This is a genomic window from Micromonospora sp. NPDC000207 (genome assembly GCF_040300925.1).
Classification (GTDB): domain Bacteria; phylum Actinomycetota; class Actinomycetes; order Mycobacteriales; family Micromonosporaceae; genus Micromonospora.
Genome location: NZ_JBEPEQ010000076.1, coordinates 1 through 22,307 on the forward strand (window position 1 = coordinate 1; position 22,307 = coordinate 22,307).

Genomic DNA, 22,307 nt, shown 5'->3' on the forward strand with positions numbered 1-22,307 from the left:
AGCGAGTCGACAGCCGACCGGGCCGGGCCGGTGGCGGACGCCCCCCGGGCCGTGGCGCCGGCCCCGGCCGAACGTGGACCGGGCGCGCAGGGCCAGGCGACCGGGGCGGACCTGCGGATCGACCAGCGGTCCATCGTCTACACCGGGACCATGCGAGTCCAGGTGCAGGACGTGGAGGAGGCCGCCCGCGCCACGGTCACGGCGGCGACCACCGCCGGGGGCTTCGTCGGCGGCGACGAACGGCGCAGCCGGGGGTCCGACGCCCGCGCCGAGCTGACGCTGCGGATCCCGGCGGAGCGGTTCACGGCTGTTCTCGACCAGCTCGCACAGCTCGGTCGGCAGGAGTCCCGCAACATCGTCACCGAGGACGTCACCGAGGAGGTGGTCGACCTCGACGCCCGGATCACCACCCAGCGGGCCCGGGTGGAGAGCGCCCGTCGACTGCTGGCCCAGGCCGAGGACATCGGTGACCTGGTCACTGTGGAGCGGGAACTCGCCAGCCGCGAGGCAGACCTGGCCTCCCTGGAGGCGAAGAAGCGTCGACTGGCCGACCTCACCGCGCTCTCCACGATCTCGGTGACGCTCGTCGGCCCGGACGCCGCTTCCGCCGACGAGGAGAGGACCGGGTTCCTGACCGGGCTGCGCGCCGGTTGGGAGGCCTTCGGACTGTCGGTGGCGGTGCTGCTGACCGTGCTGGGTGCGGTCCTGCCGTGGCTGCTGCTGATCGGCGTACCGGTGGGGGCGCTCGTGGTGGTGCTGCGCCGCAGGCGGCGACGGAACCCGCCGCCCCCGCCGCCCGGCCGCCCGGTCGGCCCGGCGTGGACGCCGGTGGTCGACCCGACCGGCGCCCCGCCCTCGGCTGGTGCCCACCCCGCTACCGGTCCGACCGGACCGGCTAGCGAGCCGCCGCCAGTGCCCGCAGCGCGGTCTGCACCATGACCCGCACCCCGGCCGGGATGGCCCGTTCGTCGACGTCGAAGGTGGGGCGGTGCAGGTCGATGTTGGGGCTGGCCCGTCCGACGCCGAGGCGGGCCAGCGCGCCGGGGACGTGCTCCAGGTACCAGGAGAAGTCCTCACCACCCATGCTCTGCGGCGTCTCCGCGACCCCCTCGGGACCGAGGGCGGCGGCGGTGGCGGCGGTGAGGATGTCGATGGCCCGGGCGTCGTTGGTGACCGGGGGGCGACCACGCAGGTACTCCAGGTCCACTGTGGCCCCGGTCGGGGCGATCACGTCCCGGATCACCTGGGCGACGATCTTCGGCACCTGGTCCCAGGTGGCCCGGTCCATCACCCGCAGGGTGCCGGAGGCCGAGGCCTCGGAGGGAATGATGTTGTAACGGGTGCCGGCGGAGGCGTGGCCGAAGACCAGCAGGAGGCCACTGTTCGCCGGCACCCGCCGACTCACCAGGGCCGGCACCTCGGTGACCAGGCGGCCGAGGGCGTCGACCAGGTCGACGGTCAGGTGCGGGCGGGCGGTGTGCCCGCCCGGCCCGCTGAGTCGGACCGTGACGTTGTCGGCGGCGGCGGTGATCGGGCCGACCCGCAGACCGACCTTCCCCACCGGCTGGTTCGGGTCGCAGTGCAGGGCGAAGATCTGGACGACGTCATCCAGGCCACCGGCCTCGATGACCTCCAGCGAGCCGCAGGGCAGGACCTCCTCGGCCGGCTGGAAGATGAGCCGGACCCGGCCGTCGAGCTGCCCCAGGTCGGCGAGTTGGGCCAGCAGCATGCCGACTCCGAGCAGGACGGTGGTGTGCACGTCGTGGCCGCAGGCGTGGCAGACGCCGTCCACCGTCGACCGGTACGGCACGTCCTTGACGTCGGTCAGCGGGAGGGCGTCGATGTCGGCACGCAGCGCCACCACGGGACCGTCGGGTCGCCCGTCGACGTCACAGATGACGCCGTTGCCCTTCGGCAGCAGCCGTGGGTTCAGCCCGGCCAGGGAGAGTTCCCGGGCGATCAGCGCGGCGGTCTCGAACTCCTCACCCGACAGCTCCGGGTGGGAGTGGATGTGACGGCGGGTGGCGACCAGTCCGGGTACGCGCAGCGCGAGAAGGTGGTCGAGCTCCGCCGGCAGCGGCTGGGATCCGGGGAACTCCAGCGGTTCCACAGTTGCCAGTCGACCGGCTCCGGGCAGTGTCAACGCACTCGTCACAGCGACATCTCGATCAGTAGAAACGGATGGATCATCGGGCGGAACAGCAGACAGCCTAGACCGCCGACGGTGACGCTGCGCAACCTCGTTACGGTAGTAGTCCGATCGCGGATTGTCACCGAAACCTTCCGGCACGGGGTCGACAACCTGCGGGACAGCAGGTAGATCGGGGTCGAAGGCCGTCATCTGCCCCACACCTCCTACAAAGCGTAACCGGCCGGCGATCCCAAAAAACGATGCCGACCACCGAGAGCTACGTTCCAAATTGTGGCATTGGCCGGACTGATCACCTGACGCTCCGACAATTACCCGACGACTCCCGGCGACGGCCGGTCCGACGCTCACACGCCGCACCTCCCGCAGACCGCACACGCTGTGCGTTCTGAGATCACCTGGAGTACCCCGGACGACCTAGATCATCACTTCGTCGTCGCAGACGCGCCGCCCCGGAGGGTCAGAACCGATCATTGGGGCGGTAGGTACCCCAGACTTCGCGCAACGTCCCACACACCTCGCCGACGGTGGCCCGCTCCCGCAGCGCCTCCCGCATCGGGTAGAGCACGTTCCCGGTCCCCGTCGCCGCCGCCCGCACCTCGGCCAGGCACCTGTCGACGACCCCGGCGTCACGGGACCGACGCAGCTCGGCCAGGCGTCCGGCCTGCGCCGTCTCGATCGCCGGGTCCACCCGCAGCGGCTCGTACGGCTCGTCGTCGTCGACCGTGAACCGGTTCAGCCCGACCACCACCCGGTCCGCCGAGTCGATCTCCTGGGCGATCCGGTACGCCGACTGCTCGATCTCCCGCTTCTGGAACCCCGCCTCGATCGCCTCCACCGACGACCCGTACTCGAAGACCCGGGCCATCAACGCGTCGATGCTCGACTCCAGTTCGGCGGTCATCGCCTCGACGACGTACGACCCGGCGAACGGGTCGACGGTGGCCGTCAGATCCGTCTCGTACGCCAGCACCTGCTGGGTGCGCAACGCCAACCGGGCCGCCTTCTCGGTGGGCAGGGCGATCGCCTCGTCGAAGCTGTTCGTGTGCAGCGACTGGGTGCCCCCGAGCACGGCGGCCAACCCCTGCACCGCCACCCGGACCAGGTTCACCTCCGGCTGCTGGGCGGTTAGCTGCACCCCGGCGGTCTGGGTGTGGAACCGCAGCATCATCGACTTCGGGTTCCGGGCACCGAACTCGTCGCGCATCAGTCGAGCCCAGATCCGCCTGGCGGCACGGAACTTCGCCACCTCCTCCAGCAGCGTGGTCCGGGCGACGAAGAAGAACGACAGTCGGGGGGCGAAGTCGTCCACCGCCAGCCCGGCGGCGAGCGCGGCCCGGACGTACTCCACCCCGTTGGCCAGGGTGAACGCGATCTCCTGAGCGGGCGAGGCACCGGCTTCGGCCATGTGGTAGCCGGAGATGGAGATGGTGTTCCACTTCGGCACCTCCGTACGGCAGTAACCGAACGTGTCGGCGACCAACCGCAGCGAGGGCTTCGGCGGGAAGATGTACGTCCCCCGGGCGATGTACTCCTTGAGGATGTCGTTCTGGATGGTGCCGTTGAGCTGCGACCCGGCCACCCCGCTCTCCTCGGCGACCAGCTGGTAGAGCAGCAGCAGGACCGAGCCGGGCGCGTTGATGGTCATCGAGGTGGAGACCTTGTCCAGCGGGATCCCGGCGAAGAGCAGCCGCATGTCCTCGATGGAGTCGATCGCCACCCCGACCTTGCCGACCTCACCGTGTGCGATCGGGTCGTCCGAGTCGTACCCCATCTGGGTGGGGAGGTCGAAGGCGACGGAGAGACCCGTGGTGCCGGCGCGCAACAACTGGTGGTATCGCGCGTTGGACTCGGTGGCGGTGCCGAAACCGGCGTACTGTCGCATGGTCCACGGCCGGGAGGTGTACATGGTGGGATACACCCCACGGGCGTACGGGAATCCGCCCGGGGCACCGAGCCGCTCGTCGAGCTCCTCGGGGAGGTCAGCCGCCGTGTAGACGTCCTTGATCGGGAATCCGGACTCGCTCGACCGCCGTTCGCTCATCTCCGGATGGTAGGACGGACCCCCGTCGAGCAGGATGAGGGATACCGCACATCTCGGGGTCGGTGCCGGGGGTGAACTGCCGGGTCAGACCGACCGTTCAAATAATCGTCCGCCGCGTCGGGTTTCGCATCGGGCGTCTGAACAAGCAAGATAGGGGGGTTGTGTCCCAGCCCCCCTCGAACTCCCCCGGTGGCCTTTCTGTGACTCAGATTCCGACGTGGAGCGGCGGACCAGCCAGTCCCTCGAACGGACGTGCGGCATCCGGCACCACCATCGGTGACCGATACTCGTTGCGTTCCCCGGTGGGGAACGGTGGTATGGGCACGGTCTGGCGTGCCACAGACACCCTGCTCCGTCGTGACGTCGCGGTGAAGGAGGTCATCCTTCCCCCTGGGCTGGCCCCCAGCGACCGCGACGCGATGTACGAACGGACCCTGCGCGAAGCCCGCGCCGCCGCCGCCATCCAGCATCCGGCGGTGGTCCAGGTGTACGACGTGGTGACCGAGAGTGGTCGCCCGTGGATCGTGATGGAACTCCTCGACGCCCGCAGCCTCGCCGACATGGTGATCGAGGACGGGCCGGTCGCCCCGAGGGCGGTCGCCAAGATCGGCATCGCCCTGCTCGGCGCGCTTGAGGTGGCGCACTCGATCGGGGTCCTGCACCGCGACGTCAAGCCGGCCAACGTGCTGATCTGCACCGACGGGCGCTGCGTGCTGACCGACTTCGGTGTCGCCCGGATGCCCACCGACGTGCAGCTCACCACGCCGGGGATGGTCCTCGGGTCCCCGCACTTCATCTCCCCCGAACGGGCGATGGGACAGGACTTCGGCCCGCCCAGCGACCTCTTCTCGCTGGGGGTGACGCTCTACACGGCGGTGGAGGGCCGACCGCCGTTCGACCGGGGCGACCCCATCGAGACGATGCACGCGGTGGTGGAGGACCCGCCTGCCACGCCGTCGCGCAGCGGTCCGCTGACCCCGGTCCTGATGGGTCTGCTGGAGAAGGACCCGGCCCGGCGGATGGACGTCCACACCGCCCGAGCCCAACTGCGTGAACTGCTCACCGGCGCGCTGACCAGCAACGCCACCGCCGTCCACTCGGTGACCGACCCGTACGCGGTGGTGCCGCCGCAGCGCCCGGTGACCCCGCCGACACCCGCCGCGAAGCCCCGACCGAAGCCGACTGGGGCGATCGGTGGGTCGGCGATGATCGGCCCGGGTGAGTCGCTGACCGACCGACTGGCAGCGCTCGCCAAGGGCGGGAACTCGAAGCAGACCCCGGGTGCCGACGGGACGGCCGGTTCGGCCGGCGCACCGACCGGCCTGATGCCGACCCCGGCGGGCAAGCCCGCCACCGGCGACTCGGCCGAGGAGACCCTGCGGCTGGGCGCCGAGGACCGGGCGGCGGCGGCCGGACCGGCGGCGGACGCCACCCAGGCGGTCCCGTTCGGGACCAGCAAGCAGAATCCGTTCGGTGCCCGGCCGACCTCCCCGGCGGGGCCGTTCGGTGCCCGACCGGCCGAGGCCGCCCCCGGTGTCTACGGCAACCGTTCGGACGAGACCCACCGGTTCGGGGCCGGTCAGGCCGAGGCGACCCAGCGGTTCGGGACCGGTCAGGCCGAGGCGACCCAGCGGTTCGGGGCGGGTGGGGCAGGCCCGCTCGCGGGTGGGGCCGGCACCGACGCCACCCAGGCCGTGCCCGCCTGGGGTCCACCGGCCGGCGGGAGTCCCTACGGGGGCGGCAACCAGTGGTCGGTGCCGGGGACCGGCCAGCCCTGGGCCAACACGTCTGCGTCCGGGCCGGCCGGAGAGGGCGCGGCCAAGGGCAAGGCGGGCCGACTCGTCGCCACGGTGAAGGCCTGGCCGCGCCGGACGCAGGTGGCCGCCGCCGCCGGGCTGGTCCTGGTGCTGGTGATCGGGATGTTCGCCCTGGGCGGAGGCGACGAGGAGAGCCCCGAGCAACAGCCGGTGGCCGGGCCCTCGGCCACCGCCGAGCCGGTCGGCTCCGACCTGGAACTGCGGGAACACTCCGCCCGTGGGGTGCGGGTGATGGTCCCCAAGGACTGGAAGCGGGCCACCGGGGGCAGCTTCGTGGACTTCACCGACCCCGAGGACTCCGGCCGTCGGGTACGGATCATCGTGGAGAACTTCGGGACCACCTCCGTACGCTGGGCCGAGGTCGCCTCGGACGGTCTGCGTACCCGTAACACCTGTGCGAAGCCGTACAACCAGCTCGCCATGGGCGAGGCGGAGTTGGCCGGGAAGGCGGCGGCCGAGTTCGAGTACACCTGCGGTGACGGCGACCAGCGTCGGCACGGGGTGTGGCGTGGGGTGGTGCACGACGGGAAGGCGTACTCCTTCTATCTCACCTCCGGACACGACCGGTTCGAGGAGAGCAAGCCGATCTTCGACGAGATGGTGAAGTCCTTCCAGCTCACCGGAAGCGGCTGACCGACACCTCGACCCGACCACTGACGGCGGGCCTTCTCGTACCTTCCCTCACCGGGGAGGTGCGACGACGGTCCGCCGTCGTGCTATCAACGTGGCATGGCGGCCGAGACCACTGACATCGACGAACTCCGCGAGCGGGCGCGACGCTGGATCGCTGACGACCCCGACCCGGCCGGGCGGGAGGAGTTGCAGGCGGTCCTCGACCGGCTTCCGGAGAGCGCCGCCGAACTCGCCGACCGGTTCGCCGGGCCGCTGACCTTCGGGACCGCCGGTCTGCGGGGTCCCCTGCGGGCCGGGCCGAACGGGATGAACCTCGCAGTGGTCACCCAGGCCGCAGCCGGGCTCGTCGGGTGGCTCGCCGCCCAGGAGGCGACCGGCCCCCTGGTGATCGGGTACGACGCCCGGCACCTGTCGCACGCGTTCGCCGTCCGTACCGCCCAGGTGGCCACCGGGGCGGGTCGCCCGGCGCTGGTCTTCTCCCGCCCGCTGCCCACCCCGGTCCTGGCATACGCGGTACGACGACTCGGCGCGGCGGCCGGGGTGATGGTCACCGCCAGCCACAACCCGCCGCAGGACAACGGGTACAAGGTCTACCTCGGTGAGCAGGTGGGTGGCCCGCTGGGTGCCGGGGCGCAGATCGTGCCCCCCGCCGACACCGGGATCGAGGCGGCCATCCGGGCGGTCGGCCCCCTCGCCGACGTGCCGCTCGGGCTCCCCGGTCAGGTCCTCGGGGACGAGGTGGTCGCCGGGTACGTCGAGCGGGCCACCGAGGTGACCACCCCGGACGGCCCCCGTGACCTGGCCGTGGCGTACACCCCCCTGCACGGGGTGGGTGCGGCGGTGCTGACCGCCGCCTTCGCCCGCGCCGGGTTCCCCGTCCCCGGGATCGTCCCCGACCAGGCCGAACCGAACCCCGACTTCCCGACGGTGGCGTTCCCCAACCCTGAGGAACCGGGTGCGGTGGACCGTCTCGTCGCGCTCGCCGAGGCCACCGACGCCGACCTGGCCATCGCCAACGACCCGGACGCGGACCGGTGCGCCGTCGTCGTCCGGCAGCCGGTGGCCCCACACGCAGACGTGGCCCAGGACTCCGCCGTGGCAGAGGATTCCGCCGTGGCCCCGGGAACGGCCAACGGGTTGGACGTGGAAGCGGCGGGGGCCGTCGGCGGGGTGGACGTGGAAGCGGCGGGGGCCGTCGGCGGGGTGGGGTCCGGGTGGCGGATGCTGCGCGGGGACGAGGTCGGGGTGCTCCTCGCCGACCACCTGATGCGCCGAGGCGTACGAGGGCTCTACGCCACCACCATCGTCTCGTCGTCACTGCTCAAGGCGGTGTGTGCGGCCCGGGGGATGCCGTACGGCGAGACGCTCACCGGTTTCAAGTGGATCGTACGGGCCGGGGACGGCGGCGACCCCCTGGTCTACGGGTACGAGGAGGCGCTCGGCTACTGCGTCGCCCCGGATCACGTACGCGACAAGGACGGCATCACCGCCGCCCTGACCGTCGCCGAACTCGCCGCAGAGCTGCACGCCGCCGGCCGTACCCTCACCGACAGGTTGGACGAGTTGGCCGCCGAGTTCGGGGTGCACCACACCGACCAACTCTCGGTCCGGGTGACCGACCTTCGGCGGATCGCCGACGCGATGGCCCGGATCCGGGAGCACACCCCGCAGACCCTGCTCGGCACGGCGGTCACCTCGGCGGAGGATCTGCTCCCCGACGCCGACGTGGTGATCCTGCGTACCGGCACCGCCCGGGTGGTGATCCGTCCCTCCGGCACCGAGCCGAAGCTCAAGGCGTACCTGGAGGTGGTGGTCCCGGTGGCCGACGGTGACGTCCCGACGGCGCGGCGGCGGGCGGTCGCCGACCTGCGCACCCTGCGCGCGGAGACCGCCGCCGCCCTCGGGGTGTAGGCGGCGGTCTCCGGTCGGGTCACCTCGTCACTCGGTGCGCAGGCCCTCGGCCCGGGTGAGCCGCCACAGCAGGGGGAGACTGGCGGCGGTGACGACCAGGACCACCACGGCGGCCGCGCCGGTGACCCCGGCGATCGCCGCCCAGTTGAACCTGATCGGCTCCTGCACCATGGCGAGCAGCAGCGCCCCCAGTCCACCGCCGGTGACCACCGCCAGAACCAGTCCGAGCAGGACCGGGATCCCCACCTGGTAGAGCACCGATCCGGAGAGGGTCCGGCGTCTGGTGCCGAACGCGGAGAGCACCGCCAACAACCGTCGGCGTTCCCGAAGCTGTTCGAGGACGTTCACCAGCATGCTCGCCCCGATCAGCAGCAGCAGCGCGACCGCCCCCACCTGCAACGCCTGCTCGAAGGTGCCGAGCAGGCCGCTGGTGACCTGCTCGTCGAAGTCCGAGACGAAGGCGAGCGGGTCGATCCGGTACGCGGCGGTGCGGACCTGCTCGATCGCGTCCGGGTCGGTGGCGTCCAGCCGGACGAGGAACGTGGACGGCTCCGGGGTCGGTACGGCGAGCGCGCCGGGGGTGACCAGCAGGTCCGCCACGACGAGCCTGTCGTACTGCTCGACCGGCCGGATGCCGTTGGGAACCGTCCAGCGCGTCCCAGGGTCGTCCTCGTCGAGGACGATGCTCGCCCCGGGGGCGATCTCCGGGCGTTCCCGGCCGTCGGCGACGAAGGTGTCGCCGTCGGTGCAGGTGGGCAGGGGTGCGTAGAACCGCAGGCCGTCGCAGTCGGCGATCAGGACGTCGACTGTCGAGCTGCCGGAGACGCCGAACGGACGGGCGACAGCGTTGACGGTGTCGACCCCGGGGGTGTCGGCGAGGGTCGTGGTGATCCGCTCCGCCGACCAGTCCACCGGCTCGGTGTAGACCGACACGGATGCCTGGAAACGGGTGCTGTCCCCGTGCCGGTCCGTCATCGCCGCCTGCCCGGCACCGAGTACGCCCTGGACGGCGATGATGCCGGCCACCGAGACCGCGATACCGGAGACCGCCCGGACCGCCGTGTCGCTGTCGAGCTGGAGCCGGCGTACGGCGAGCTGCCAGGCGACTCCCCCACCGCCCAGGCGGTGGACCACGGACTGGACGAGCCAGGGCAGCAGGAGCACCATGCCGAGCAGCAGGAAGGTCACCCCGGCGGTGATCTGCACCTCGACCAGGGTGCCGGTGCCGTCGGTCAACCCACCGACCAGGGGGGCGAGCAGCAGCACGCCGAGCACCGGGGGGACCAGTCGCCACCCGAGTCGACGCCGTCGCTGACGGCCACGCCGGACCACGCCGAGCGGTTCGATCATCACCCCGCGCAGCGCCGACAGGGTGACCAGGACGGCGGCGGTCGGCACGACCAAGACGACCAGGGCGACCAGGGCGGGTACCGGGCGCAGGTCGGCGGGGAAGAAGCTGAACCGGACCGGGACGAGGTCCCCGACCATCCGGCCCGCCGCGAGGAAGAGGAGACCGCCGACCACCATCCCCAGCAGGGTGCCGACCAGGGTCTCACCGGCGGCGATCCGGCGGGTCGTCGTGGTGTCCGCGCCGACCAGTCGGATCGCCGCCAACTGTCGGTCCCGGGACTCGCTGCCGAACCGTACGGCGGTCGTCACGAAGATCATCACTGGTAGGAGCAGGACCACCAGCCCCAGGATGGCCAGGACCAGGAACACCGCCGGCAGGGTTGCCCCGTCTCCCCGACCCCCGCCGCCGAACGTGTCGGTCCGGCTCACCCCGAACGATCCGGCCTCCAGCGAGTCCACACCGAGGTAGTAGAAGAGGTCACGGGGGCCGGAGAGCCCCTCCGGGGCGATGGTGCCGACGACCCTGGCGTCCAGCCGCTCGGCCAGCAGCCGGGCGTCCGGTGCGGCGAGCAGCTCGGCGAGGGCGGGCGAGACGACCATCTCCCCCGGGGCGGGATTGCGCTCCACCCCGGGTGGCACCGGCGCCTGACCGCCCTCCGGCCGGAGGAGGAGCCCACCGACGGGCAGTTCCCGCCAGTTCGTGTCGGCCTTGGCGTACAGCAGGGTGTCCGGTCCGGGCGCTTCCACCCCGGGCCCGGGACTCCGGGCCTCGCTCCGGTCGGCGCGGGCCAGCCCGACGGTGGGCAGGGCGGTGGCGGTCAGCAGCATCGCCACGCCGAGCCCCACCCCGACCGCTGTCATCACCAGACGGAACCAGCCGGAACGGCCTCCGGCCACGCCCAGCCGGATGCCCAGGAGCAGGTCGCCGAAGCAGGCGGTCGGCCCGCGACGTCCGGGGGCGCTCATCGGGCGAACTCCGGAGCGCGGACCTTCCCGTCGCGGACCACTGCCTCCCGATCGGAGTACGCGGCGACCCGCGCCTCGTGGGTGACCAGGACGACCGCCGCGCCGGTCTCCCGGGCGGCGGTGATGAACAGCTGCATCACCCGCTCGCCGTTGAGACTGTCGAGGGCGCCGGTCGGCTCGTCGGCGAAGATGACCTTGGGTTCGGTGACGAGGGCCCGTGCCACGGCGACCCGCTGGCCCTGCCCGCCGGAGGCCTCACCGGGACGCTTCTGCGCCACGTCGGAGACCTCCAGCCGGGTCAGCAGCTCGGCGGAGCGCCGGTTCGCCTCCCGCCGACGGACCCCGGCCAACCGCAGCGGCAGCGCCACGTTCTCCAGGCAGGTCAGCTCCGGCACCAACTGGCCGAACTGGAAGACGAACCCGAACTCGGTACGCCGCAGGGCGGAGCGCTGGGCGTCGGACATCGCGAACACGTCCCGACCGGCGTAGGTCACCCGCCCGGCGTCGGGGGCGACGATCCCGGCGAGGCAGTGCAGCAGGGTGGACTTACCGGAACCGGAGGGTCCCATCAGTGCCAGCACCTCGCCGGCGTACACCTGCAGGGTTGCGCCGTCCAGGGCCGGGGTGACCCCGAAGGTCTTGGTCAGGTCCTCCGCCGTCAGCAGCGGCGGGTCCGTTCTCGGGGTGGTCATCGGTCCTCCTTGCGCACCTGGGCACGGAGCTGGTCCAGCCGGGCCACTGTCAGCTCCAGCCACCGCAGGTCGGCCTCCAGGTGGAACAGGGCGTGGTCGCAGACGAGCTGGTCGGCGAGGTCCCCGGTGAGTTTGCGGTTGGTCAGTTCCCGCATCTGGCTCAGGTGGGCGGCGCGCTGGATGTCGAGCAGGTCGACGGCGTCCCGGCCGGTGAGCAGCGCCAACACCACCTTGGTGTAGAGCTTGCTCTGTAGGTACGCCTCGGGCTGCTCCGGCTTGCCGAGCCAGCTCTCCACATCTGTGACACCGGCCGAGGTGATGGCGTACCGCTTGCGGTCCGGTCCCGCCCCGGGCTCCGACTCCACCTCCACGAGGCCGTTCTTCAACAGGCGGGCCAGCGTCGCGTAGACCTGCCCGTAGTGCAGGGAACGGCCGTGGCCGAACTGGTCGTCGTAGGAGCGCTTCAACTCGTAGCCGTGCCGGGGGCCGCGCTCCAGCAGGCCCAGCAGGGCAAAGCCAACAGACATGCCGACCACTATACACACCAGCTATACATCTCATGTATATGCAGGTGGGAGCGGCCATGTGACCAGAAGACTCAAACGCCCGGGGCCGGTGACGGGACACCGGCCCCGGGCGCTCCGATCACCGCAGTGACGTCACCGGCGGGGGCCGAGGGCGGCGTCGACAGCCTGACCGAGAGCGATCACGACCAACGCCACCGACGGGCGGACCACCGAGTCCTCCATGCTGACCTCGCCGGAGAAGCCGGCCCCACCGGCGATCTCCGCCAACCGCTTGTCCACGTCGCGGGCGGCCTCCCCGGTCAGCCCCAGGACCGGCTCCATCCGGATCGCCGCCACCAGGGTGGCCAGGGCGGCGGTCCGCTCGTCCGGAGCCGGGCCACCGGTGAGCGCCTCGGTCAGCCGTCGCCGGGTGTCCTCCTCCACCGACGGGTCCACCATCGGGTAGCGGTGCACCACGATGAAGCCCAGCTCGGTCTCCTCGACGTCGCGGACCACACCCCGCTGCACCAGGTCACCGAGGATCCGGTCACGCAGTCCGTGGCGCAGCCGCTGCACCCACGACGACGACGAGAGCGGTTCGTCGGCGGCCATCCGGGTCAGCACCTCGTCGACGATCGGCGCGCCGGTGGGGGTGGTGTCGACCACCGAGAGGTTGCCGTCGGCGTACGCGATCCGACCGGCCAGCGCCAACTCCACCAGGACGGCGGCGGCCATGCCCAGATCCAGGCTGATCCGCGGCATGGTCGCCTTGCCGGTTTCGTCGTCGTACGCGAGGAGGAGGAGTTCTTCGGCGATCGCTTCACCAGTCATGGCCCGAGACGCTAGCCGGTCGGCGCACCCGACCGGAACGGAGTCGCGCCACAACCACCCCACCTGCCTTTTCTTTCCTAGAAGCGGGGCATGCCGCCGAACTGGCGGTCGCCGGCGTCACCGAGGCCGGGGACGATGAACCTGCTGTCGTTGAGGCCGGTGTCGATGCTCGCGGTGACCAGTCGCAGCGGCAGGCCGGACCGTTCCAGCCGCTCGATCCCGGCGGGGGCGGCCAGCACGCAGAGCACAGTGATGTCGGTGCAGCCCCGGTCGGCCAGGAGCCGACAGCAGTGCTCCAGGGAACCGCCGGTGGCCAACATCGGGTCGAGGACCAGCACCGGCAGCCCGGCCAGGTCCCGGGGAAGCGACTCCATGTAGGCGCGCGGCTCGTACGTCTCCTCGTCGCGGGCCAGCCCGACGAAGCCCATCGACGACTCCGGGAGCAGCCCGAGGGCGGCGTCGGCCATCCCGAGCCCGGCCCGCAGCACCGGCACCAGCAACGGCGGGTTCGCCAGCCGGGTGCCCTGCGCCTCGGTGACCGGGGTGGTGACCGGGTACGTCTCCACCGGGAAGGACCGGGCCGCCTCGTACACCAGCATGGTGGTGAGTTCGTGCAGCGCCGCCCGGAACGAGGCGGAATCGGTACGCGCGTCCCGCATGGCGGTCAGCCGCGACTGGGCGAGCGGATGGTTGATGACGTGTACGTCCACGATCGCTCAACCTACCCGCTGGTCGGGTCGGGCGGTGCGCCCACAGCCGCACCGAACGTGAGGTAGACGATCGTCGCTGGGCACGGTCCACCTGGGCATGCGTAGACTTCCGGCCATGACGGCGACGACGACGTCGGCCCGGTCGGACCTGACCGACCTGGGGCGATCCGAGACCGCGCTGCGGAGCTTCCTGCACGGGCTGCCCGGCGTGGACCAGACAGGCGCGGAACAGCGGGCGGCTCGACTCGGCACCCGATCGGTCAAGACCACCGCGAAGGCCCAGGCGATCGACCTGGCGATCCGGATGGTCGACCTGACCACCCTCGAAGGGGCGGACACCCCCGGCAAGGTACGCGCACTGGCCGCCAAGGCGCTGCGCCCCGACCCGGCCGACCCGTCCTGCCCGCACGTCGGCGCGGTCTGCGTCTACCCGTCGATGGTGCCGTACGCGGCCGAGGTGCTGCGCGGGTCCCCGGTCCACCTGGCCAGCGTGGCGACCGCCTTCCCCTCCGGTCAGGCCCCCCTGGAGGTCAGGCTGGCCGACACCCGGGCCGCCGTCGAGGCCGGTGCCGACGAGATCGACATGGTGATCAACCGGGGGGCGTTCCTCGCCGGCCGGTACACCGAGGTCCACGACGAGATCGCAGCCGTCAAGCAGGCCTGCGGGTCGGCCCACCTCAAGGTGATCCTGGAGACCGGCGAGCTGGGGACGTACGACAACGTCCGGCGGGCCTCCTGGCTGGCGATGCTCGCCGGTGGTGACTTCGTCAAGACCTCCACCGGCAAGGTTCCGGTCGCCGCGACGCTGCCGGTGACCCTGGTGATGCTGGAGGCGGTCCGCGACTTCCGGGCCGCCACCGGGCGGCAGGTCGGGGTGAAGCCCGCCGGAGGGATCAAGACCACCAAGGACGCCGTCAAGTACCTGGTGCTGGTGAACGAGACCGTCGGCGCGGACTGGCTGGACCCGGACTGGTTCCGGTTCGGCGCGTCCAGCCTCCTCAACGACCTGCTGATGCAGCGGACCAAGCTGACGACCGGCCGCTACGGCGGTCCCGACTACTTCACCCTGGACTGAACGTGATGTTCGAATACGCGCCCGCCCCCGAGTCCCGCTCGGTGGTCGACCTCAAACCGTCCTACGGGCTCTTCGTCAACGGCAGGTTCGTGGATCCGGCCGACGGCGGCGGGTTCAAGTCGGTCAACCCCGCCACCGAGGAGGTCCTCGCCGAGGTCGCCGAGGGCGGCCCGCAGGACGTCGAACGGGCGGTCAAGGCCGCCCGCAAGGCGTACGAGAAGGTGTGGGGCCGGATGCCCGGCCGGGACCGGGCCAAGTACCTGTACCGGATCGCCCGACTGATCCAGGAACGCTCCCGGGAGCTGGCCGTCCTGGAGTCCCTGGACAACGGCAAGCCGATCAGGGAGTCCCGCGACGTCGACCTGCCCCTGGTGGCCGCACACTTCTTCTACTACGCCGGATGGGCCGACAAGCTGGAGTACGCAGGCTTCGGCGGGCAGCCGACGGGCAAGCCCAGCGGCGGGCAGCCGACCGGCAAGCCCAGCGGCGGGCAGCCGACGGGCGGTCCCAGCGGCGGGCAGCCGCGTCCGTTGGGGGTGGCCGCGCAGGTCATTCCGTGGAACTTCCCGCTGCTGATGCTGGCCTGGAAGATCGCCCCGGCGCTGGCCGCCGGGAACACAGTGGTGCTCAAGCCGGCCGAGACCACCCCGCTGACCGCCCTGCTCTTCGCCGAGATCTGCCAGCAGGCCGACCTGCCGCCAGGCGTGGTCAACATCGTCACCGGGGCCGGCGAGACCGGGCGGGCCCTGGTCGAGCACCCGGGCGTGGACAAGGTCGCCTTCACCGGCTCCACGGAGGTCGGCAAGGCCATCGCCCGGTCGGTGGCCGGGTCGGACAAGAAGCTGACCCTGGAGCTGGGCGGGAAGGCCGCCAACATCGTCTTCGACGACGCCCCTGTCGACCAGGCGGTCGAGGGGATCGTCGACGGCATCTTCTTCAACCAGGGGCACGTCTGCTGCGCCGGTTCCCGGCTCCTGGTCCAGGAGTCCGTCGCCGAGCAGGTGCTGACCGCCCTCAAGCAGCGGATGGCCCGACTCCGCGTCGGTGACCCGCTGGACAAGAACACCGACGTCGGGGCGATCAACTCGGCCGCCCAGCTGGCCCGGATCCGGGAACTGTCCGACGCCGGTTCGGCCGAGGGGGCGCACCGCTGGTCTCCCCCGTGCGAGCTGCCCGAACGGGGTTTCTGGTTCGCCCCGACCATCTTCACGGGGGTCACCCAGGCCCACCGGATCGCCCGGGAGGAGATCTTCGGCCCGGTGCTGTCGGTGCTGACCTTCCGCACCCCGGCCGAGGCGGTGGAGAAGGCGAACAACACGCCGTACGGGTTGTCGGCCGGGATCTGGTCCGAGAAGGGGTCCCGGATCCTGTGGACCGCCGACCGGCTCCGGGCCGGGGTGGTCTGGGCCAACACGTTCAACAAGTTCGACCCGACGTCCCCGTTCGGCGGGTACAAGGAGTCGGGCTACGGCCGCGAGGGTGGCCGGCACGGACTGGAGGCGTACCTCAATGGCTGAGCGGGTCGCGGTACGCAAGACGTACAAACTCTTCATCGGTGGGAAGTTCCCCCGTAGCGAGTCGGGACGGTCGTATCCGGTGCAGTCCTCGAATGTCGCCCTGGCCTCCCGCAAGGACGCCCGGGACGCGGTGGTCGCCGCCCGCGCGGCGGTGCAGGGGTGGTCCTCGGCGACCGCCTACAACCGGGGTCAGATCCTCTACCGGGTCGCCGAGATGCTGGAGGGCCGCCGGGAGCAGTTCGTCGCGCTCGGCGTTCCCGGCGACGAGGTGGACACGGCGGTCGACAGGTGGGTCTGGTACGCCGGTTGGGCGGACAAGCTCGCCCAGGTGTACGGCGGGGCGAACCCGGTGGCCGGGCCGTACTTCAACCTGTCGGCACCGGAGCCGACCGGGGTGGTGGCGGTGGTGGCACCGGCCGGACCGGCGCTGCTCGGCCTGGTCGGGGTGATCGCCCCGGCGATCGTGAGCGGGAACACCGTGGTGGTGGCGGCCTCGCCGTCGGCGCCCCTGGCGGCGGTGACCCTAGCCGAGGTGCTGGCCACCTCGGACCTCCCCGGCGGGGTGGTGAACATCCTCACCGGGGCGCTCGCCGAGACGGTGCCGACCCTGGCGGGTCACCTCGACGTCAACGCGATCGACCTGGCCGGGGTGGCCGACCCCGCCTTCGCCACCGAGCTGGAGGTCCAGGCGGCGGAGAACCTGAAGCGGGTCCTGCGGCCGGTCCCGGCCGACCACGACTGGTTCGCCGATCCGGGGGTGACCCGGATGACCGCCCTGCTGGAGACGAAGACGGTCTGGCACCCGAAGGGGGTCTGACCCGGGCCGTCCCGGCAGGTCCCGGGGCAGTCGCTGCTCGGGCGGGACGAGGGCGGTTCTACTACCGGGGGTAGGATTGCGGCGTGACTCGGCTCGGTGATCTGGAACGTGCGGTGATGGACGTACTGTGGGACACCGTCCCGGCCACGTCGGACGGGGTGACGGTCCGCGAGGTCGCCGAGGCCCTCGACGGACGCGAGTTGGCGTACACGACTGTGATGACCGTCCTGGACCGGCTGGCCGGCAAGGGGATGGTGCAGCGTCGGCGGGAGGGCCGGGCCTGGCGGTACCAGGCGGCGGCCAGCCGTGAGGCGTACATCGCCCAGCTCATGCTGGACGCCCTCGACCTCGGTGGCAGCCGGGACGCGGCCCTGGTCCGCTTCGCCCGGTCGGTCACCGGCACCGAGGCCGAGGTGCTCCGGGCCGCGCTGGGTGCCGAGGCCGGGCTGACCCCTGCGCCGACGGCCCGGTCGGGCGAGACCCCGGCGACCGAGCCGGGCGGTGGGCGGCGACAGCCGGCCGTGGTCGACGAGGCCACGGACCGGTAGGGCGGCGGTCGTGGCGTACGCCGTGCATTTCGCCGCAGCGGTGCTGGCCTGCTGGCTGACCGCCCAGGTGTTGTCCCGTTCCACCTGGACGTGGCGCAGTCCCCGGGTGGCGATCGTCTGCTGGCAGGCGGTCGGCCTGGCACTGGGGCTGTCGGCGATGGGGTTGCCGATGGCGATCGGGTTGGCCGCGTACGACCGGCCGACGGGTGGCGCGCTGCTCGCCCTCGCCGACGACCTGCTCCACGGCAGGCTGCCGGCGCAGGTGAGCGTGGTGCACCTGTCCCTGGTCGGGGTGGGCTTCGGCATCGGGGCGGTCCTGCTGACCACCACCGTACGCAGCGTCCACGCTGCGGTACGCGCCCAGCGGCGACACCGGGACCTGCTGACCCTCGTCGCCCGGGACGATCCGGCCGCCCCCGGTGCGCTGGTGCTCGACCATCCCGGCGCGGCGGCGTACTGCCTGCCCGGGATGCGACCCCGGGTGGTGGTCAGCGCCGGCACCCTGGACCTGCTGGACCAGGCCGAACTGGCGGCGGTCCTCACCCACGAGCGCGCCCACGCCCAGGAGCGGCACGACCTGGTGCTCCTGCCGTTCACCGCGCTCTGCCGGGCGCTGCCCTGGCTGCGGTGGGTGCACCGGGCACACGACCGGGTGGCGCTGCTGGTCGAGATGCGCGCCGACGACAAGGCCCGGCAACTGCACGAGGACGCCCCGCTGGCGGGGGCGCTGCGCCGGTTCGCCGCGGCGGGCAACCGGATCACCCCGGCCGGCACCCTCGGCGTCGGCGACCGGGACCTCGACGTACGGGTGCAACGGCTACTGGTCACCGGCCGCCCGCCCCGGCTGCTCGGAGCCGCCGCGCTGACCCTGACCACAAACCTCGCCGCCCTTCCCATCACCCTCTTCCTGAGCTGACCGGGCATGGCGCTGCCGGTCCGGGCGACCCGACTAGGCTTTCGGGCGATGTGCTGCTGGGTGTTGCGAGGACGGCTCGCCCACCGGAGGCCGGACCACCGGTGAACCGCCGTCCGTTCGATCCGCGTCTGCTGCGCCGGGTTCCCTCGGCCCGGGGCGACCTCGCGCTGCTCGCCGTGCTCGGCGTGGTCGCCGCGCTGCTGATCATCGCCCAGGCCACCGCCCTGGCCACCCTCCTGGCCACCGGGTTCGAGGGTCGCCTCCACCGGCCCGCGCTGGCCGGGTTCCTGGCTGCGGTGGCCGCCCGGTCGGCGCTGACCTGGGCGCAGGGCACCGTCGCCGCCCGGCTGGCCGCGACGGTCAAGGCCACCCTGCGCGGGGACCTGCTCGGCGCGGTGGGGCGGCACGGCCCCGAGTGGGTGGCCGGGCAGCGGGCCGGACAGCTGGCCACCCTGACCGGGCGCGGGCTGGACGCGCTGGACGCCTACTTCACCGGGTACCTGCCGCAGCTGGTGCTCAGCGTCACGGTGCCCGCCGCCGTCCTGCTGCGGGTCTTCGTCGCCGACTGGAGTTCGGCGCTGGTCATCGCTGCCACCCTGCCCCTCATTCCGATCTTCGGTGCGCTGCTCGGCTGGCAGGCCCAGGCCGCCACCGAACGGCAGTGGCGACGCCTGTCCCGACTGGGCGGACACTTCCTGGACATGGTGGCCGGGCTGCCCACCCTGCGGGTCTTCGGCCGGGACCGGGCGCAGGTCGAGGTGGTCCGTCGGATGGCCGACGGCCACCGGGTCGCCACCATGAAGACGTTGCGGATCGCCTTCCTCTCCGGGCTGGTCCTGGAGCTGGTCGCCACCCTGTCCGTGGCGCTGGTCGCGGTGCCGGTCGGGATCCGTCTGCTCGAAGGAGGGCTGGCCCTGTCCACCGCCCTGCTGGTGCTGCTGCTCACCCCGGAGGCGTATCTTCCCCTCCGGACCGCCGGTGCCCGGTTCCACGCCAGCATGGAGGGGCTCAGCGCCCTCAACGACGCCTTCGCCGTCTCCCCCACCGGCCCCGACGCCCCCCGGGCCGGTCGCGCCCCGGCCCCGACCGGGCGGGGCGAGATCAGGTTCGTCGGGGTGAGCGTCGAGTACCCGCGTACCACCGCCCTGCGCGACGTCGACCTGACCATCCGTCCGGGCGAGCGGATCGCCGTCGTCGGCCCCAGCGGCGCGGGCAAGAGCACCCTGATCGGCCTCCTCCTCGGATTCGTCACCCCGACCGAGGGCCGGGTCACCGTCGACGGCGTCGACCTGGCCGACGTCGACCTGGACGCCTGGCGTCGGGAGGTGGCCTGGGTGCCGCAGCGGGCCCACCTCTTCGCCACCTCACTGGCCGACAACATCCGACTCGGTGCCCCGGACACCCCCGACGCGGCGCTCGCCCCGGCGGTACGGGCCGCCGCCCTCGACGACGTGGTGGCCGCCCTGCCCGACGGGCTCGCCACCCGACTCGGCGAACGCGGCCACGGCCTGTCCAGCGGGCAACGGCAACGGGTCGCCCTGGCCCGGGCGTTCCTGCGGGACGCCCCGATCGTGCTGCTCGACGAGCCGACCGCCCGACTCGACACTGCCAGCGAGGCGGCGGTCCTCGACGCCACCCGTCGGCTCGTCGACGGCCGGACCGCAGTCCTGGTGGCGCACCGCCCCGCCCTGTTGACCGACGCCGACCGGGTCCTGCGGGTCGTGGACGGACGGGTCACCGAACTAACTCCCCACGCCGAGGTGCTCGGATGAGCGGCCGACCGACCACCGGCCCCGCCCCTGACGACAGCGGTACGGCGGGGCACGGGGGCCGTACCGGTCGACTGGCCGCCGAGCGGACCGTGCTCCGGCTCACCCGGCCGTACCTGCGGCGGCTGGTCGGGGCGGGGGCGCTGGCCACCGCGACGGAGCTGGCCGGGCTGACCCTGATGGCCACCGCCACCTGGCTGCTGATGGCCGCCGCCGGGCAGCCACCGTTGGACCGGCTGACAGTGGCGATCGTCGGCGTACGGGCGTTGGCCATCGGCCGGGGGCTGTTCCGGTACACCGAACGGCTCGCCGGCCACGACGCGGTGCTGCGGCTGGTCGCCGACGTACGGGCCCAGGTCTTCGCCAGCCTGGCCGCCCGCCGCGACGGCACCGGTCAGCCCTCCGGGGACGCCCTGAGCCGCCTGGTCTCCGACGGCGAGACGGTCCAGGACCTGCTCCTGCGGGTGGTGGTGCCGGCGGGTGCCGCAGTGTCGGTCGGTGTCCTGGCGGTCGGCGGAACCGCGTTGCTCTCTCCGGCCGCCGCCGGGGTCCTCGCGGTGGGGCTGTTGGTGGCCGGCGTGGCGCTGCCGGTCCTGGCCACGCTGCTCACCCGGCGGGGGGCCGCCGAGGTCGCCCCGCTGCGGGGGGCGCTCGCGGCCGATGCGGTGGACCTGACCCACGGTGCCGCCGACCTGGCCGCCTTCGGCGCCACCGGACACGCCCTGGACGGGGCCCGTCGCCGGGCCGACAGGTTGGCCCGGCTGGAACGTCGCCTCGCCGCTGCAGGCTTCGCAGTCGACGCGGCCGGGGTGCTGGTGGCCGGTCTGACGGCGGCGGCGGTGGTCGTCGTCGGCCTCCGGTCCGGCGTGGACGGCGTCCTGGTCGGGGTGCTCGCCGTGGGCACCCTGGCGGCGGTCGAGATCGCCCTGGCTCTGGTGGGTGCCGCCCGGCAGTGGACCCAACTGCGGGCCGGTCTGGGCCGGATCGCCACCCTGATCGACTCCGCCCCCGACCCCGGTTCCAGCGCCGCCCCCGACGACACCGCCGCTCCCGGTGAAGCCGCCGCCCCCGACGACACCGCTGCCCCCGGTGACACCGCTGCCTCCGGTGAGACCGGCTCGCGGGGCGGGTCGGCCGGGACGCCGCACCGGGTCCGGTTCGAGTCGGTCACCGTCCGGTACCGGGCCGGGGCCGCCCCGGCGCTGGACCGGCTCGACCTGGAGCTGCCCGCCGGACGCCGGATCGCCGTGGTCGGGCCGAGCGGCGCGGGCAAGAGCACCCTCGCCGCCGTCCTCACCGGCTCGGTACGCCCCACCACCGGTCGGGTCACCCTGGACGGGGTGGACCTCACCGGGTACCCGGCCGACGCCCTGCCCGCCGCCGTCGGCGGTCTGCTCGCCGAGGCGTACGTCTTCCACGCCACGGTCCGGGAGAACCTGGTGCTCGGCCGCCCTCGGGCCGACCCGGAGGAGTTGACCGCCGCGACCCGGGCGGCCGGTCTGCTGGAGTGGGTACGCGAGCAGCCGGATGGCTGGGACACCGTCGTCGGCGAACAGGGCGGCCAGCTCTCCGGTGGTCAACGCCAACGACTGGCCCTGGCCCGGGCCCTCCTCGCCGCCCCGGGGGTGCTGGTGCTCGACGAGCCGACCGAGGGGTTGGATCCGGCTGCGGCCGACGCGGTCCTCGACTCGGCTCTGGCGGCCACCCCCGCCGGACACACAGTGGTCCTGATCAGCCACCGGCTGCGCGGACTGGCGCAGATGGACGAGGTCGTGGTGCTCGACGCCGGCCGGGTGCTCCAGCGCGGCAGCCACGCCGACCTGGTCCGACGCCCCGGGTGGTACCGGGACCAGTGGCTGCTCCAGGAGGCGGCCGAGCGGGGCTATCTGGCCCTGGCCCCCTGAGCCGGGGGACGGCCCCCTGTCCGGGGGTGTCCAGAAGATGGTGAGCCGTCTCGCATTGTGGGTGTGGTCACTCGGTCGCGTGTCGACTGTGTGGCGGGGAGGTGACGCGTAGGCGTCCGTCGGCCGTACGGTGTGCCCTGGTCGTACCGGAC

17 protein-coding genes are annotated in these 22,307 nt (G+C 72.7%); 10 read left to right on the plus strand and 7 right to left on the minus strand.

Annotated features, from left to right (window positions below; genetic code table 11):
• The coding region (locus ABT336_RS18695) for a DUF4349 domain-containing protein (RefSeq protein ID WP_350897884.1) at positions 1-939 on the plus strand (939 nt) is incomplete at its 5' end.
• Here the strand turns inward: ABT336_RS18695 and ABT336_RS18700 are convergent.
• Entirely contained in the window at positions 896-2,155 is a 1,260-nt protein-coding gene (locus ABT336_RS18700; RefSeq protein ID WP_350897885.1) for an amidohydrolase, read from the minus strand. The two genes, ABT336_RS18695 and ABT336_RS18700, sit on opposite strands and share 44 nt — an antisense overlap.
• A gap of 454 nt (positions 2,156-2,609) precedes the next feature.
• Positions 2,610-4,193 carry an acyl-CoA mutase large subunit family protein gene (locus ABT336_RS18705; protein ID WP_350897886.1) on the minus strand — a complete coding sequence of 528 codons (1,584 nt, stop codon included), beginning with the start codon at positions 4,191-4,193 and terminating at the stop codon, positions 2,610-2,612.
• A 200-nt stretch (positions 4,194-4,393) separates the two neighbouring features.
• On the opposite strand from ABT336_RS18705, the gene ABT336_RS18710 reads away from it, so the two are divergent.
• Together ABT336_RS18710 and ABT336_RS18715 are read left to right on the plus strand one after the other, a co-directional pair.
• On the plus strand, positions 4,394-6,643 hold the full coding sequence (locus ABT336_RS18710; RefSeq protein ID WP_350897887.1) for a serine/threonine-protein kinase: 2,250 nt from the start codon (positions 4,394-4,396) through the stop codon (positions 6,641-6,643).
• Positions 6,644-6,739: 96 nt separating this feature from the next.
• Positions 6,740-8,554: a phospho-sugar mutase gene (locus tag ABT336_RS18715; RefSeq protein WP_350897888.1), complete on the plus strand. Its 1,815-nt coding sequence runs from the start codon at positions 6,740-6,742 to the stop codon at positions 8,552-8,554.
• A 27-nt stretch (positions 8,555-8,581) separates the two neighbouring features.
• On the opposite strand, the gene ABT336_RS18720 is transcribed toward ABT336_RS18715, so the two are convergent.
• The 5 genes from ABT336_RS18720 to upp all read right to left on the minus strand — a co-directional run bounded on the left by ABT336_RS18720 (position 8,582) and on the right by upp (position 13,609).
• Entirely contained in the window at positions 8,582-10,870 is a 2,289-nt protein-coding gene (locus ABT336_RS18720) for an FtsX-like permease family protein (RefSeq protein ID WP_350897889.1), read from the minus strand.
• Complete coding sequence (locus tag ABT336_RS18725) at positions 10,867-11,562, minus strand: ABC transporter ATP-binding protein (protein WP_350897890.1); 696 nt, start codon at positions 11,560-11,562, stop codon at positions 10,867-10,869. Before ABT336_RS18725 ends, ABT336_RS18720 begins: the two co-directional genes overlap by 4 nt.
• The gene (locus ABT336_RS18730; protein ID WP_350897891.1) at positions 11,559-12,089 is read right to left on the minus strand and encodes a PadR family transcriptional regulator; all 531 of its coding nucleotides are present in this window, start codon (positions 12,087-12,089) and stop codon (positions 11,559-11,561) included. The genes ABT336_RS18725 and ABT336_RS18730 overlap by 4 nt, the downstream gene beginning before the upstream one ends.
• Positions 12,090-12,221: 132 nt before the next feature.
• Positions 12,222-12,899: a GOLPH3/VPS74 family protein gene (locus ABT336_RS18735; protein ID WP_350897892.1), complete on the minus strand. Its 678-nt coding sequence runs from the start codon at positions 12,897-12,899 to the stop codon at positions 12,222-12,224.
• Between the two features lie 77 nt (positions 12,900-12,976).
• Positions 12,977-13,609, minus strand: coding sequence for a uracil phosphoribosyltransferase (upp, locus tag ABT336_RS18740; protein ID WP_350897893.1), 633 nt, complete (start codon positions 13,607-13,609; stop codon positions 12,977-12,979).
• A 115-nt stretch (positions 13,610-13,724) separates the two neighbouring features.
• Between upp and deoC the strand changes: the two genes are divergently transcribed.
• The 7 genes from deoC (at position 13,725) to cydC (ending at position 22,155) form a co-directional block, all read left to right on the plus strand.
• Positions 13,725-14,684, plus strand: a complete 960-nt coding sequence (deoC, locus tag ABT336_RS18745; RefSeq protein WP_350897894.1) for a deoxyribose-phosphate aldolase — start codon at positions 13,725-13,727, stop codon at positions 14,682-14,684.
• Between the two features lie 5 nt (positions 14,685-14,689).
• A complete protein-coding gene (locus ABT336_RS18750) occupies positions 14,690-16,201 on the plus strand; it encodes an aldehyde dehydrogenase family protein (RefSeq protein WP_350897895.1) in 1,512 nt (503 codons plus the stop codon).
• Positions 16,194-17,018: an aldehyde dehydrogenase family protein gene (locus ABT336_RS18755; protein ID WP_350897896.1), complete on the plus strand. Its 825-nt coding sequence runs from the start codon at positions 16,194-16,196 to the stop codon at positions 17,016-17,018. Before ABT336_RS18750 ends, ABT336_RS18755 begins: the two co-directional genes overlap by 8 nt.
• Before the next feature lie 83 nt (positions 17,019-17,101).
• Entirely contained in the window at positions 17,102-17,566 is a 465-nt protein-coding gene (locus ABT336_RS18760) for a BlaI/MecI/CopY family transcriptional regulator (RefSeq protein ID WP_350897897.1), read from the plus strand.
• Between the two features lie 10 nt (positions 17,567-17,576).
• A complete protein-coding gene (locus tag ABT336_RS18765; RefSeq protein WP_350897898.1) occupies positions 17,577-18,482 on the plus strand; it encodes a M56 family metallopeptidase in 906 nt (301 codons plus the stop codon).
• Between the two features lie 101 nt (positions 18,483-18,583).
• Positions 18,584-20,254, plus strand: a complete 1,671-nt coding sequence (cydD, locus tag ABT336_RS18770) for a thiol reductant ABC exporter subunit CydD (protein ID WP_350897899.1) — start codon at positions 18,584-18,586, stop codon at positions 20,252-20,254.
• The gene (gene cydC / locus ABT336_RS18775; protein ID WP_350897900.1) at positions 20,251-22,155 is read left to right on the plus strand and encodes a thiol reductant ABC exporter subunit CydC; all 1,905 of its coding nucleotides are present in this window, start codon (positions 20,251-20,253) and stop codon (positions 22,153-22,155) included. Before cydD ends, cydC begins: the two co-directional genes overlap by 4 nt.
• Positions 22,156-22,307 lie beyond the last annotated feature (152 nt).

Excerpts from the sequence above, each read along its gene's own strand:
- ABT336_RS18705 (WP_350897886.1), bottom strand. The coding sequence starts at position 4,193 with ATGAGCGAACGGCGGTCGAGCGAGTCCGGATTCCCGATCAAGGACGTC.
- ABT336_RS18715 (WP_350897888.1), top strand. The coding sequence starts at position 6,740 with ATGGCGGCCGAGACCACTGACATCGACGAACTCCGCGAGCGGGCGCGA.
- ABT336_RS18720 (WP_350897889.1), bottom strand. The coding sequence starts at position 10,870 with ATGAGCGCCCCCGGACGTCGCGGGCCGACCGCCTGCTTCGGCGACCTG.
- ABT336_RS18725 (WP_350897890.1), bottom strand. The coding sequence starts at position 11,562 with ATGACCACCCCGAGAACGGACCCGCCGCTGCTGACGGCGGAGGACCTG.
- ABT336_RS18730 (WP_350897891.1), bottom strand. The coding sequence starts at position 12,089 with ATGTCTGTTGGCTTTGCCCTGCTGGGCCTGCTGGAGCGCGGCCCCCGG.
- ABT336_RS18735 (WP_350897892.1), bottom strand. The coding sequence starts at position 12,899 with ATGACTGGTGAAGCGATCGCCGAAGAACTCCTCCTCCTCGCGTACGAC.
- deoC (WP_350897894.1), top strand. The coding sequence starts at position 13,725 with ATGACGGCGACGACGACGTCGGCCCGGTCGGACCTGACCGACCTGGGG.
- ABT336_RS18750 (WP_350897895.1), top strand. The coding sequence starts at position 14,690 with ATGTTCGAATACGCGCCCGCCCCCGAGTCCCGCTCGGTGGTCGACCTC.
- ABT336_RS18755 (WP_350897896.1), top strand. The coding sequence starts at position 16,194 with ATGGCTGAGCGGGTCGCGGTACGCAAGACGTACAAACTCTTCATCGGT.
- cydC (WP_350897900.1), top strand. The coding sequence starts at position 20,251 with ATGAGCGGCCGACCGACCACCGGCCCCGCCCCTGACGACAGCGGTACG.